This window comes from Pantoea sp. X-Soil-OKNW-713 (assembly GCF_059730685.1).
On sequence record NZ_AP035996.1, the window covers coordinates 41377 to 54853 of the forward strand.

At 56.6% G+C, this 13477-nt stretch carries 11 protein-coding genes; 6 read left to right on the forward strand and 5 right to left on the reverse strand.

All coding sequences use genetic code 11. The annotated features are described in order from the left end of the window. The first annotated feature begins 92 nt into the window (after window positions 1-92). Window positions 93-1478 carry an aminotransferase-like domain-containing protein gene (locus tag AC6I8R_RS20685; protein WP_497832796.1) on the forward strand — a complete coding sequence of 462 codons (1386 nt, stop codon included), beginning with the start codon at window positions 93-95 and terminating at the stop codon, window positions 1476-1478. A gap of 81 nt (window positions 1479-1559) precedes the next feature. Here the strand turns inward: AC6I8R_RS20685 and AC6I8R_RS20690 are convergent, their stop codons facing one another. The 5 genes from AC6I8R_RS20690 to AC6I8R_RS20710 all read right to left on the reverse strand — a co-directional run bounded on the left by AC6I8R_RS20690 (window position 1560) and on the right by AC6I8R_RS20710 (window position 7607). After that, window positions 1560-2657 (reverse strand): NADH:flavin oxidoreductase/NADH oxidase, encoded by a 1098-nt coding sequence (locus AC6I8R_RS20690; RefSeq protein ID WP_415173245.1) that lies wholly within the window; start codon window positions 2655-2657, stop codon window positions 1560-1562. An 83-nt stretch (window positions 2658-2740) separates the two neighbouring features. Then, a complete protein-coding gene (locus AC6I8R_RS20695; RefSeq protein WP_415173244.1) occupies window positions 2741-3493 on the reverse strand; it encodes a DeoR family transcriptional regulator in 753 nt (250 codons plus the stop codon). A gap of 78 nt (window positions 3494-3571) precedes the next feature. Then, on the reverse strand, window positions 3572-4834 hold the full coding sequence (locus AC6I8R_RS20700; RefSeq protein ID WP_208725971.1) for a DUF1479 domain-containing protein: 1263 nt from the start codon (window positions 4832-4834) through the stop codon (window positions 3572-3574). 233 nt (window positions 4835-5067) lie between these two features. Further along, entirely contained in the window at window positions 5068-6465 is a 1398-nt protein-coding gene (locus AC6I8R_RS20705; protein WP_497832797.1) for a YfcC family protein, read from the reverse strand. Then, a complete protein-coding gene (locus tag AC6I8R_RS20710; protein WP_497832798.1) occupies window positions 6462-7607 on the reverse strand; it encodes a M20 family metallopeptidase in 1146 nt (381 codons plus the stop codon). Before AC6I8R_RS20710 ends, AC6I8R_RS20705 begins: the two co-directional genes overlap by 4 nt. 112 nt (window positions 7608-7719) lie before the next feature. Here AC6I8R_RS20710 and AC6I8R_RS20715 point away from each other — a divergent pair, with 112 nt between their 5' ends. The 5 genes from AC6I8R_RS20715 (at window position 7720) to AC6I8R_RS20735 (ending at window position 13463) form a co-directional block, all read left to right on the forward strand. Further along, window positions 7720-8640, forward strand: coding sequence for a LysR family transcriptional regulator (locus AC6I8R_RS20715; protein WP_208725968.1), 921 nt, complete (start codon window positions 7720-7722; stop codon window positions 8638-8640). A gap of 218 nt (window positions 8641-8858) precedes the next feature. Next, window positions 8859-10307: an amidase gene (locus AC6I8R_RS20720; RefSeq protein ID WP_497832799.1), complete on the forward strand. Its 1449-nt coding sequence runs from the start codon at window positions 8859-8861 to the stop codon at window positions 10305-10307. After that, the gene (locus AC6I8R_RS20725; RefSeq protein ID WP_208725966.1) at window positions 10300-11610 is read left to right on the forward strand and encodes a purine-cytosine permease family protein; all 1311 of its coding nucleotides are present in this window, start codon (window positions 10300-10302) and stop codon (window positions 11608-11610) included. The genes AC6I8R_RS20720 and AC6I8R_RS20725 overlap by 8 nt, the downstream gene beginning before the upstream one ends. Beyond that, entirely contained in the window at window positions 11603-12304 is a 702-nt protein-coding gene (biuH, locus tag AC6I8R_RS20730) for a biuret amidohydrolase (protein WP_415173538.1), read from the forward strand. The genes AC6I8R_RS20725 and biuH overlap by 8 nt, the downstream gene beginning before the upstream one ends. A 337-nt stretch (window positions 12305-12641) precedes the next feature. Then, entirely contained in the window at window positions 12642-13463 is an 822-nt protein-coding gene (locus tag AC6I8R_RS20735) for a Cof-type HAD-IIB family hydrolase (RefSeq protein WP_208725964.1), read from the forward strand. The last annotated feature ends 14 nt before the right edge of the window (window positions 13464-13477 follow it).

Genomic DNA, 13477 nt, shown 5'->3' on the forward strand with positions numbered 1-13477 from the left:
CAGTTAACCACTGATTTCCGGGACGATAACAGATACAATCCAGTACAATTTAAAGAAACTGTACTGGTTAACTGAGCGGTACAGCTGGGGGGATGACCTTGCGCAACAAAACCCGTATCGAACAATTGATGGACGATATCCGTCAGCAGATCGCCTCAAGGGCCTTGACCCCAGGCAGCCGCCTGCCTTCAGTGCGTGCGCGTGCCCAATCTGCCGGGGTATCCGTTTCGACGGTGGTGGAGGCTTATGACCGGCTGGAAGCCGAAAGCGTGATTGTTTCGCGTCCCGGTGCAGGTTTCTTCGTCTCAGGACCGATTGCGCCGCTCGATTTGGCACAGTTGGCACCGACCGTGGAGCGCGATGTTGATCCGCTGTGGATTACGCGTCAGGCGTTGGACGCCGCACCGGACAGGCCAAAACCGGGATGTGGCTGGATGCCGCCAGAGTGGATGTATGAAGAGGGTATCCGGCGAGCGCTACGCAAGGCGGCACGCAGCGAAAGCGCGCTGCTGACTGACTATGCCGTTCCGGCAGGTAGCCCGGAACTGCGCCAACTGTTGACCCGGCGTCTGGCAGCCTATGGACTTTCCGCCACGCCCGACCAACTGTTGCTGACCGACTCCGGTACACACTCCATTGATCTGATCTGTCGTTTTCTACTGGAGCCAGGCGACACCGTGCTGGTGGATGATCCCTGCTATTTTAACTTCCATGCCCTGCTCAGGGCGCAGCGCGTGAAGGTGGTTGGCATTCCCTGGACACTCCAGGGACCCGATTTGGCGGCGTTTCAGCAGGCATTAACGCAGCATGCGCCACGGCTGTATATCACCAACTCGGGCATTCATAACCCAACGGGTGGCACGCTATCCCCGGCCACCGCCCATCGTCTGCTAAAAATCGCCGAAAACTCGGATCTGGTGATTGTCGAAGACGATATTTTTGCCGATCTGGAGACGCACACCGCGCCACGTCTGGCGGCGTTGGATGGTTTTGCACGGGTGATGGTGATTGGCAGCTTCTCGAAAACGGTTTCAGCCTCAGTGCGTTGCGGTTATATCGCTGCCAAACCGGCCTGGGTGGAAAAACTTATCGATATGAAAATTGCCACCGGCTTCAGCAGTGGCCGACTGGCGGCTGATCTGTTGCTGAACGTGCTCAAAGATAGCGGCTATCGACGCCATATGGAGACGATAAAGCAGCGGCTCGCCGATAACCGGCAGCAGGTCATGCAACGGCTCGGGGAACTGGGTATTCGCCCGTGGCTGGTGCCACAAAGCGGGCTGTTTTTATGGTGTGAACTGCCGGAAGGGTTGGATGCCGCCGAGTTTTCACGCGCTTGTCTGAGGCAGGGCGTGGTACTCGCGCCCGGCAACACCTTTAGCCAGTCGGGGAGCTGTGACCGATTTTTACGCTTTAATGTCTCGCAGTGCGGCGATGAGCGGATTTATCGTGTCCTTAAGGACGTAATGCAGTCGTAGCGGCGCGATTTATCGCGCAATTTCGTGCGCGATGCGAGAAAAATCCGCACGATAAATCGCGCCGCTACGGACAGGGGAGGCTTAACGGGCTTTGATGCTGCCTTTGACCCCATGTGGTTCTGAACGCAGATATTGGGGCGGCACATGCACGCTGGCACCTAACTCGGCTGCGGCATGCCACGGCCAGCGCGGATCATAAAGAATGCCACGCGCCAGGGCCACCAGGTCGGCGTCGCCGTCCTGTAACAGATCTTCCGCCATGCGTGGTTCGGTGATCAGTCCGACGGCGATCACCGGCATACGGGTGATTTTGCGCAACTCACGGGCAAACGGCACCTGATAACCCGCCGATACGGTAATTTTCTGCTGTGCTGACAAACCTCCACTGGAAACATGCACATACGCTGAGCCAAGCGCTTCAATTTTCTGACAGAACTCAGCGGATTGCTTCACATCCCAGCCACCTTCGACCCAGTCGGTAGCGGAGATCCTGACGCCGACGGCCACATGATCAGGCACGGCCGCACGCACCGCTTCCAGCACTTCCAGCGGGAAGCGCATACGATTTTCCAGGCTACCGCCGTATTCATCTTCTCGCTGGTTTGCAAGCGGCGACAGGAACTGGTGCAGCAGATAACCGTGGGCGGCATGAAGTTCAATCAGCTCAAAGCCAATGCGTACCGCGCGCAGGGCACTGGCAACGAAGGATTGTTTAATGCGAGCAAGGTCAGAATGGGTCAGGGGAGTCGGTGGGTGCTCACCTTCATGCATCGGGATGGCGGAAGGTGCGACGGTTTGCCAGCCTTGTTGCTCCAGCGGAATTTGCGTACCGCCCTGCCAGGGCGCGAAGGTTGACGCTTTGCGTCCCGCATGACTGAGCTGAATCCCAAGGCGAATATCGGCGTACTGACGAACATCGTTCACTACCGTCTGCAAGGCCTGTTCCGTTGTGTCATCCCACAAACCGAGATCCTGCGGTGAAATGCGTCCTTGTGCTTCTACGGCGGTGGCTTCGACGATCAATAACCCGGCACCAGAAAACGCCAGTTGTCCCAGATGGATACGATGCCATGCGGTGGCACAGCCTTCTTGTGCCGAGTACTGGCACATTGGGGCAATCACAATGCGGTTATCCAGTGCAAGTGAACCCAGTTTGATGGGACTAAACAATTTGCTCATGTGTTGATCCTGGTTTTAGGCCAAAGGAGGACATGATGCGCTTATCCCAGGGCCGGGCAACGATCAATTTGTGCGTTGCCAGGTTACTCAGGTTGTGCCACCAGTTCTAACCGCACCCCGGCTTCAGACAGATTTTCCCGCGCGGCGGCAGGAATGCCGTCATCGGTTATCACCGCGTCAAACGGGTGTTCCGGTGAGCTGGGGTAGGGATGGATCACGCCAAATTTAGAGGAATCGGTTATGGCGATGGTGTAGGTCTGCTTTGCCATCACTGCATTGATCACATCACAGCGCATCATATCCCGGCCAGTAAAACCGGTTTCCGCATGCCAGCCATCGACGCCAAGAAAAGCTTTATGGAAATTGATGTGCTGGATACAGAAACGCGTCAGTGAGCCAACCACCGATTCGCTGCTTTTCTGGTATTGGCCGCCGAGGATAATCACCTCGCATTGCGAGTCGCGTAGCACCTGGGCGATATAGTGGCTAACGGTAATGATGGTTAAATCTTTGCGGTTAGCCAGACAGCGCGCCAGCAGGGCGTTGGTGCTGCCGCCTTCAATGAAAATGGCTTCCCCGTCATTGACGAGCGAGGCGGCACGTTCGGCGATCGCCTGTTTGATTTTGTAACGGGTGCGCATGCGCGCGCCCACATCATCGCTGTCGGGCGCGACGGCGGAGCCGTGAACGCGGCGCAGGAAATTCTCGCGCTCCAGCGCGTTAAGGTCCTGGCGGATGGTCACTTCGGAAACGCCGGTTAACTGCGAAAGTTCGTTAACTGTGACGCTGCCCCTTTCATTTACCACTTGGATAATCTGTTGGTGTCGGCTATTCATCGCATCAGGCTTTGGCACGGTTAGGATAATGTCGGCAGTGTAACAGAAACCCGCCCGGCAGCACCGGGCGGATGGCAGTCAGGCTAACCCCAGGCTACGTCTGCCGATGGCGTTCAGGTCTGCGGTGGTGAAACGTTGCTGCCAGTCGCGTTCATAGTCTTCGCGTGGGAAATCGGGGGGCGAGATACCGAAGTCCAGCGCATTCGCGACTTTTTCGGCATAGCGCAGATTCTTATCGCACAACGGCGCGGCGGGAATATACATCACATTTCCCCAGCCCTGTTGGTCTTCAACCGGGGCCACGGCGTGGATCACATCGCAATGCCACCAGACCGAGTCACCTGCCTGCAACGGCGGAATGGAGCACAAGCCCTCAATCAAATCGGGATGCCAACGCTCAGAGATTGGCAGCACTTTACCGGGTGCCACGCCGCACAGTTCATCTTCCGGTACATCACTGAGCAACGGACGCAATAGCACATACGCCATTGCTTCCGGCACCGGCACCACATGCAGCAATCCCTGACCGGCTTCCATATCCGAAAGCGCCGTCCAGCCCTGGAACGTACGGAAGGCGGAACATTTGGTGGTATTCGCCACATCATATTCATTGACGTCGGTACGATGGGCGGCATCCCAGGGGTCGTAATCTGCAAACTGGTTATTGAAGATTTTGCTGAATACCTGCTGATAAGCGGGCAGCAGCCAACGCTCCAGCGCACCGGAATCGGTGTGGGCACCTAGCCCTTTGGAGGTGGTGCCGGGCAGACGACGGCGGATGCGGTCGGGATAAATGATGCTGACATCCGGGTCAAACCAGGTCACGTCGCCAGACTGAAATTTCCACAGCCGGTTCAGGAACGATTGTGTTAGCGAGATCCCTTCACTTTGGCGGGCTTCCATCTGCGATTTGGACCAGTAGATGGGATAAATTTCCGGCCTGGAAGCCTCGAGGCTGCCAAAGAAACTGTCACCCGGACCACGATACTGACGATCAAAATCGTTCAGCTCAAGATAATCGAGCATCGCTTTATCCCACGCCAGCGCTTCCTCGCGGGCAAAGTTTTGTTTCACCACCACGCAGCCACGACGTTTGATAAAGTCGATTTGTTCCTGAGAGACATTCTTCTCTGCGATATCTCGCCAGTTCACCATCGGCCAGGCCGTGCCGCGTTGTGCTTCATCTTCCTTCGCCTGCGCAATGGCCTGGTTGATTTTGGCTTTCACTTGAAGGAATAAACCTTCGACATCGCCAATTTGTTTTCTGAGTTGTTGTTTCATCAGGCGGATTTTCGCCTTGTGATCTTCTGGGAGGGTTACCGCAGTAAAAGGCATGTTCATAGCAACTCCTGATCCGGGTACAAGGTTTCGAATGAATTAGTTTTAACTTTCATTCGTAATATGCAGCGAAAATAACAAAACCGCAACAGTGAAATGTAGTGTGAGTTGATCTGAGGGTAGCCAGAAGGTGGGTAATCCGTAGCGGCGCGATTTATCGCGCAGTCTTTCACCAAAGCGGGCAAAAAAAAACGGCGTGATAAATCACGCCGTTACGCTTGTTGCGGATTATAAAATCAGAATGGTCCCCACTTGATTGAGACACCGATCAGCAGCATCACCACGCAAATGGCAAACCACACTGCAATCAGCGGCGCAATAAAACGTAGCCACTTGCCGAACGGGATACCGGCGGTCGCCAGCACCGCCATCAACACGCCCGACGTCGGACTGATGCAATTCACGATGCCTTCGCCCAGCAACACCGTTTGCACTGTGACCTGGCGGGTCAGGCCGAGGTTATCGCCCAGCGGTGAGAAGATCGGGATCAGCACCGCCGATTCGCCGGAACCAGATGAGATACCAAAGTGAATCAATGCTGCGCTGATAAACATGCCAATGGCCGCGACCTTTTGCGGCACCGGGGCCAGCAAATCGGTCAGGAACCCCACGATAGGATCGAGTACATGACCCTGTTGCAGCACCAGTGAAACCGCGCCCGCCAGACCGACGATAAACCCGCCCTTTACCAGACCAGAGCAGCCGGAAAGGAAGGTGTTGGCGATATCGGTGCCGGACATACGACCAATCAATCCGACGACAATCGCCAGCAAGACAAACATGGCCGACATTTCATTGGTGCCCCAATGCAGTCTGACGGCACCGCTGATAAAAATAATCAGCGCCAGCGCACAGGTCACCAGAATCAACTTATGTCGCGGTGTCACCACCAGTGTGGCATCCTGCGTCTCCGTCTGTTTGGGACGTAGCTCACCGGCCTTACGTGCCTTGCGTACTGACCAGATCAAATACCCCATCGCGCTAAACGCAAACAGCAAAAAAGTCAGCCCGCGCAGCAGCATGCCGGAAAAAATCGGCAGTTGTGCCAGATGCTGCGTCAGCCCGGTGGTGGCCGGACCTAATACCGAGACGTTAAACCCGGCGGCGCAGGAGAGATACACCAGCGATGCGCCAAGGATCGGCGACAATCCCAGCGAACGCGCCACCAGCAAACCGATGGGAACGAAAGCCACCACCGCATTGATCACCGCACCCGTGGTGCCGAGAATGGCGAAAATCACACCGAAGATCAGGATGATGCGGGTATCGCTCAGGCGGGTACTGCGGGCGAGGGAGTTCAGTGCGGTTTTAATCGCCCCGGTTGACTCCACCACCGCCAGCACACCACCGGTGAACAAAATCAAAAAGATAATCGGTGCGGCTTTCACCATGCCATCGGCAATCGCAGTGAAGATCTCCAGCGGATACACACCGGACTGCGGCACAGCATGCAGGCTGCCTTTCACCGCAAATTTAATCCCCTCGCGGGTTTCGTAATCGAATGCGCCAGCCGGGATCAGCCAGGTGGCGACAGCCGCCACCACCAGCATAATAAACAGCAGCAGATACGGGCTTTGTCCCGCAGGACGGGCTGCCGACACGCTGGCGGATGGCGCAATGTTTACCTGACTCATGCTGCGTCACCTGCTGTGCTGTCGCTGAGGATAATACCGGCAACCAGAGCGGCACGCGGTACGATATCGGCAATATTGATGTGTTCATGACGCGCGTGGATACCCCGGCCAGTCGCGCCGAGGCCATCCAGCGTCGGCAGCCCCAATGCAGCGGTGAAGTTGCCATCACTGCCGCCGCCGACGGATTTGCCTTCAACGGCAAATCCGAGTTGCTGAGCGACGCGTTGTGCCCGTTCCAGCAGCAAGCCAGAAGCCGGGGTTTGGCGCATTGGCGGTCGTCCCTGCTCACCGGTCACTTTCAGGGTGATCCCTGGCATCACCGCTTGCAGGTTGCTGATGGCGGCATGAATGCGTTGCGCTTCTTCTTCACTGGTGACACGCGTATCAATACCCAATTCGGCATGGTCAGCCACTACGTTAATGCGGCTGCCGCCATTGGCGATGCCGACATTCACCGTGGTGCCGCGCGCCGGGTCATTCAGGGCGTGCAGGGCGTGGATTTGATGTGCCATCTCCTGCACGGCGCTGACGCCCTCTTCCGGGTTGTTGCCCGCATGGGCAGCCAGACCGGTGATCACCACGTCATAACGTCCGGTGCCTTTGCGCGCAACCTTCAGCGCGCCGCTGCCGACTTCCGCCGGTTCCACCACCAGCACCTGCTCTGAACCCATCGCGTGGCGACCAATCCAGTCGCTGGAGCTGGGGCTACCCACTTCTTCATCGCTGTTGCACAGGAACACAATGCGTTGATCGGTCAATAGATTGAGTTGCACCAGCGCGCGCACCGCCCAAATGGCCTGTACCAGCCCGGCTTTCATATCCAGCACGCCAGGGCCATAGAATTTGCCATCCTCTTCGCGCAGCGCTAACTCGCCATGATCCCAGACGGTATCAAAATGGCCGATCACGGTGGTTTGCGGGCCATGTTCACCCAGCGCAAAACGCAAATGGTTGCCGTAGCTCGGTTGATGATCGACTTCAGCACTGATCCCCAGGCGCTGCTGAAAAATACCCTGTAGCACTTCGCCACAACGGTCAACGGCGGCTTTGTCGAGTGAAGGTGATTCCGCCTGTACCAGTCGCTTGATATCACCCAGAATCTCGTCGGCGTGTTGCTGTAAGTAATTTTTTATATGGTTCATTTATGTTTTCCTGCCTTAGTCCAGACGGCAGTATGCGCAGAAAAGTCAGCGGTTAAAAATGAACTGGGAATGCTAGAATTGTTGACCTGAAAGCAACAGATAGGCTTATCTTATGACAAATGCCGCTTATCCCGAGAAAGCGATAAGTTATTTATATGAAGTAGGGATGCAGGGCGGTATCCGTCGTGCAGCAGATGCGCTCGGGATCAACCCATCGGTAGTCAGCCGCCAGCTATCGTTGCTCGAACGGAGCCTGCAATTGCCGCTGCTGGAGCGGCGCGGGCGCAATGTGGTGCTCACGGAGGCCGGTAAGTTGCTGGCCGAGGATTATGCGCAAACCACGCAGCGCCGCAAACTGCTGGAGCGGCAACTGCGGGATATGCGGCATATGCGCGGTGGGTCGGTCACGTTGCGCATAGGCCAGGGCATGGTGGAAGAGGTGGTTAACCATGTTTTGCAGGAGTTCTCCGTTGCCTGGCCGGGCGTATTTATCGATATCAGTTCGGGGGATATGCAAACCACCGTTGACCTGATTATGCGCGGTGAGGTGGATATGGCGGTTGGTTTTGGTACTGCCGGGCCGCCAGGGCTAAAAAGTCATAGTTTTACGCGCGGGCCAATCTGCGCCATTGTGACGCCGGACCACCCGATTGCCCGTTACTCGTCAATCAGCGTGGCGGAGTTGACGCAGCACCGTCTGATCGCCATGAGCGACACCTTTGGTCTGCAACGTTATCTCAGCGCCATCTTCAAAAGTGAAGGACAGGTGCTGGCACCGGCATACTGCTGCAACCTGTTTTCCAGTGCGCTGTCGCTGTGTCAGGCCGGGTTAGGGATCGCATTTATGACCCAACAGGCGGTACCGCGCGCCTTGCTGGAGCAGGGATTACGCGCGATACCCATCGATCACCGTATCGCGCGCGAAAGCCAGTGTCATTTACTGCGCAGCGTCGATCATCGTTTCACCCCGGCAGCCAGCTATCTCTGGCAGTTGTTGTGTAACTTCTTCTATGAGTCAGAGGTGAAGGAATGATCTTCGCATCGCACTCCAGTGCCCGGTTTTGCCGCAACCCACGCGCCGTTTTAGTGCATTGCTAGCAATAATGCTAACAAGCGTTTGTTATAAGAATTCGATCTTGTATCCAAGCCCGTATCCTGACTGACTTTCTGGTTTTGTCGCCGTTCTGGCTGCGCAATGTGGCACGCGATCTGCACTGACTCCGGGTAACCCCGATTATCCCGGAGAAAGTCATGTTTGATGAGTTACTGGATGGCGATGCAACGTTGCTGGCGTCATTGGTGCGCAACGGTGAGGTTTCAGCACGCGAACTAACGCAAGCGGCGTTTGATCGCCTGGCGCAGCGGGAACCGCAAGTGCAGGCTTTTTGTACCCTGGTGCCGGAGAGGGCGTTGGCACAGGCCAGCGCGATTGACAGCAGACGGCTGAAAGGGGAACCCCTCGGCGCGCTGGCCGGGGTGCCTTTGGCGGTGAAGGACTTGATTTGCACTGCCGGAGTAAAAACCACGTCCGGTTCCGCCGCCTATGCCGATTTTATCCCGGATGAAGATGACATCACTGTCGAGCGCCTGCTGGCGGCAGATGCGGTGTTGTTGGGGAAAACCACCGCGCCGGAATTTGGTTATAGCGGTGTCGGGCACAATCCGCTGTTCCCGTCACCGCGCAATCCGTGGGACCTGAGCAAAACTCCCGGTGGTTCCAGCGCCGGTTCGGGAGCCGCACTGGCGGCCCGGCTCTGTCCTGTCGCGTTAGGCAGCGATGGTGGGGGATCGGTACGTATTCCGGCCGCGCATTGCGGCGTCTATGGCTTAAAAGCGTCGATGGGGCGGGTGCCGTTGTGGCCCGGTTGCCGTGACGAACGCTATCCGGGCGTTTCCAGTTGGGAGTCGCTGGAACATATCGGGCCGATGACGCGCAGCGTGCGAGATGCCGCGCTGATGATGTCGGTGATGGCTGGCCCGGATATGCGTGACCGACACTCCATTCCCTGTAGTGACGTGGACTGGCTGCAAGCGCTGGACAAACCGCTGCGGGGCTTACGTATCGCCTTTAGCGTGGACTTTGGCTATGTGGCGGTCGACGCTGAAGTGCGCGACGTTGTGACTTCCGCCGCGCGTCGCTTTGCTCGCGAACTCGGGGCAGAGCTGGAAGAGGTTAACCCGGCGATCGACGATGAAGTTGCCGCTTTTTCAGCGCTGGTGGCACTGGAAAGCGACCTGAATGGCATGCGAGACCTGCGTACGCAACTGGGGTCGCGCATGTCTCCCCATCTGTCTGCCATGCTGCAACATAACTGGCAGGCGGAAACCTTCACCGATGCGCTGGTGGCGCGCAAAAAACTCAGTAATCAACTGTGGCGCTTTATGCAGGGGTACGACCTGCTGCTGACGCCCACGTTAGCCACACCTCCGTTCCCGTTGGGCATGCAAGGCCCGGAGATCATTGATGGTCGCATGGTTCGCAGCGACCACTGGCTCTCTTTCTGTTTTCCTTTCAATTTTACCGGCCAACCGGCGGCATCCGTCCCGGCAGGCTTCACCGCCAGCGGGTTACCGATTGGCATGCAGATTGTAGGTCGTCATCTGGACGATGGCCTGGTGCTGGCGGCAAGTGCCGCTTTTGAGCGCATTCAACCCTGGAATCATTTCTATCCTGCTGTTACCGGAGTCGTCCATGAGTGATAAATCTTCCCCTGCGCTGGAGCAGGAATTCGAACACGAACCTGTTCCCCTCAGCCATCGCCATTCAACGCGTTCCGTTTCGGCGGTGTGGTTTGGTTTTCCGATGATCTTAACCAATGCGTTATTTGGCGGCATCATCACCTGGCATCTCGGCTTCTGGCCTGCGCTGATTGCCATCCTGCTGGGCAATCTGGTGTTGTTTGCTTATGTGGGTGCGCTGAGTTGGTTTGCCGGTAACACCGGCATGAACTTTGCGCTCCAGGCAAAACGAACCTTTGGCACCAAAGGCTACATTCTGGTGTCCGGTTTCCTGTCGACGGTGGTGATTGGCTGGTACGCCTTTCAGACCGGCCTGACCGGAACGGTGATTAATCAGACCTTCGGCTGGAATGCGTTGGCGGTGACCGCGTTCGCGATGGTGCTGTATACCGGCGTCACTTTTCTCGGGGTGCGGGCGCTTTCGGTGCTGGGAATGATCGCCGCACCGTTGTTTGTGGTGCTCGGGCTGGTGGCATTGTGGCTGATTGCGGAAAACCATGATTTCAGCACCCTCACGCAGTGGCAGGGTAGTGCCAGCGCCGCCGGGGCGATGAGTATGGGCACGGCGGTCACGATGGTGGTGGCAGGCTTTGCCGATTCCGGCACCATGACGGCAGATTTCACGCGCTGGTCCAAAGATGGACGCTCGGCGGTCATCGCCGCGTTCTCGGCCTTCCCGCTGGCGAATGTGATCTCGTACCTGTTTGGTGTGGTGATTGTGGCGGTAGGGGCGGCGGTTGATCCGGCGAGCAACGGCGGTAATTTCCTGCCGATGCTGATGGGCCACGGCGTCTTACTCTCGACGGTTGCCTTCCTGTTTGTGTTTATCAATCTCGGTTCGGTCTGCACTCATTGCCTGTACAACGGCGCGGTGGGCTTTAGTCATCTGTTCAGCAGCAAAATGCGACTCTGGACGCTGATCCTCGGTGCCATTGGCGGCGTGCTGGCGCTGGCGGGCGTGTGGTCTTACTTCCTTGAATGGCTCAGTCTGCTCGGCATCGTGGTGCCACCTTTTGGCGCGGTCATGATTGTTGATTTGATCTTCATGGCGAAAGTCAGTGAAAAACGCCCGACTCGCCGTCTGCGCGGCAGCGCTTTTGCCGCCTGGGCAATTGGCAGCCTGTGTGCGGTGCTGGCGCATGTTGCCTTCCCGCAGTTTGGTGAAGCGGTGATTGGGCTGGTGACCGCGGCCATCAGCTATACCCTGATTGTGAAAATGCAGCGCCCCGTCAGCGTACAGAATCTGGAGAAAGAAAATGCCTGACTATGCCATTGATTCCACGCCCTATGCCTGGCCGTTTGATGGCCGCTTCAGCCCACGCGATACGGCGTTGATGATCATCGATATGCAAACCGATTTTTGTGGTAAAGGCGGTTATGTTGACAGCATGGGTTACGACATCGCCCTGACGCGCGCCCCTATCGTGCCATTGCAGCAGGTACTGGCAACCATGCGTGCGCTGGGCTTTCCCATCATTCACACGCGCGAAGGGCATCGCCCGGACCTCAGCGATCTGCCAGCCAACAAACGCTGGCGTTCAAAGCGTATGCAGGCTGAGATTGGTGCGCCCGGCCCCTGTGGCCGCATTCTGGTACGTGGCGAGCCGGGCTGGGAGATCATTCCCGAACTGGCACCGCTGCCCGATGAGGTGATCATTGATAAACCCGGTAAAGGCTCCTTCTATGCCACCGACCTGGAGTTAATTCTGCGTAGTCGCGGCATTCGCAATCTGATCATCAGCGGCATCACCACCGATGTTTGTGTGCATACCACGTTACGTGAAGCCAATGACCGTGGCTTTGAATGTCTGGTGTTGGCGGATTGTTGTGCCGCAACGGAACGTAAACATCATGAAGCTGCTTTAAGCATGATCCATATGCAGGGCGGCATCTTTGGTGCGGTAGCCAGCTCGCAGACGCTGCTGGCAGGATTGCGGGGCGAGAGCGCTGCGGCCTGATGTCGGGCGAGGGTGTGATACCAACGCCCTCGCCGGAATCTGTAGCTGGATCAGGGAAAAAGGCGGCCAATTACAGTAATAATTGGTCTGGAAATCTCTGAAAGCGGTATCCCCGTCATAATTAAGGCCGCAGGTGCGTTGGCTACGCTTGCTCACCCCAGTCACCTACTACAGTAGGCTCCTGGGGCTTCGCTCGCTTGCCGCCTTCCTGCAACCTTAATTATTTAGGGGATAAAAATCCGATAATTCACATTCTCATTAATCCACACCGCGAGTAAGCTGAATAAAACCTTTGAAGCCGGATGGATTTGACGGCACACAGTTACAGGAGAGCACTATGGCAGTGAAAATGATTGCGGTGGATATGGATGGCACATTTCTGGATGACAACAAGCAGTACAACAAACAACGCTTTTTGCGTCAGTACGCGTTGCTGAAAGAGAAGGGCATCCGTTTCGTGGTCGCCAGCGGCAATCAATATTATCAGCTGCTGCGCTATTTTCCTGAAATCAAAAACGAAATTGCCTTTGTGGCTGAAAACGGTGCCTGGGTAACCGACAGCAACGAAGAGATATTCTGCGGAGAGCTGGCACCGGCAGCGGTGCATCAGATCCTCGATATTCTGGCAAAAGAGCCGGAGATCAGTACCGTGGTGTGTGGCCGTAACGGCGCCTATGTACATACCTCGATGCCGGATGAGGTGATGGCGATGCTCGCCAACCATTACCATCGTCTGGAAAAACGCGACAATCTTTATGATATCGACGACACCATCTTCAAGTTTTCGCTCAATCTGGCGCATGAAGGTGTCGAGGCGTTGCTGGAACGTCTGCACACGCAACTGAATGCGATTGAAAACATCATGCACCCGGTTTCCAGTGGCTTTGGCTTTGTCGATTTGATTATCCCCGGCTGCCATAAGGCGCATGGTATCGCGCTGTTGCAGGAGAAATGGGGTATTGATGATTGTGAGGTGCTGGCGATTGGCGACAGTGCTAACGACCTCGAAATGCTGCGCCAGGCATGCTACAGCTTTGCTATGGCGAATGCCGCCGCGCCAGTCAGCGCGGTGTCGCGTTATAAAACCGAAAGCAACAATGATGAGGGCGCGCTGAATGTGATTGCGCGTCTGCTGGCGCGTGAATTTCCGTTCGCCTAACAGCTAACCGTAGC

Coding starts and splice junctions, on each gene's coding strand:
- AC6I8R_RS20685 (WP_497832796.1), top strand. CDS start 93: ATGACCTTGCGCAACAAAACCCGTATCGAACAATTGATGGACGATATC.
- AC6I8R_RS20690 (WP_415173245.1), bottom strand. CDS start 2,657: ATGAGCAAATTGTTTAGTCCCATCAAACTGGGTTCACTTGCACTGGAT.
- AC6I8R_RS20695 (WP_415173244.1), bottom strand. CDS start 3,493: ATGAATAGCCGACACCAACAGATTATCCAAGTGGTAAATGAAAGGGGC.
- AC6I8R_RS20700 (WP_208725971.1), bottom strand. CDS start 4,834: ATGAACATGCCTTTTACTGCGGTAACCCTCCCAGAAGATCACAAGGCG.
- AC6I8R_RS20705 (WP_497832797.1), bottom strand. CDS start 6,465: ATGAGTCAGGTAAACATTGCGCCATCCGCCAGCGTGTCGGCAGCCCGT.
- AC6I8R_RS20710 (WP_497832798.1), bottom strand. CDS start 7,607: ATGAACCATATAAAAAATTACTTACAGCAACACGCCGACGAGATTCTG.
- AC6I8R_RS20715 (WP_208725968.1), top strand. CDS start 7,720: ATGACAAATGCCGCTTATCCCGAGAAAGCGATAAGTTATTTATATGAA.
- AC6I8R_RS20720 (WP_497832799.1), top strand. CDS start 8,859: ATGTTTGATGAGTTACTGGATGGCGATGCAACGTTGCTGGCGTCATTG.
- AC6I8R_RS20725 (WP_208725966.1), top strand. CDS start 10,300: ATGAGTGATAAATCTTCCCCTGCGCTGGAGCAGGAATTCGAACACGAA.
- biuH (WP_415173538.1), top strand. CDS start 11,603: ATGCCTGACTATGCCATTGATTCCACGCCCTATGCCTGGCCGTTTGAT.
- AC6I8R_RS20735 (WP_208725964.1), top strand. CDS start 12,642: ATGGCAGTGAAAATGATTGCGGTGGATATGGATGGCACATTTCTGGAT.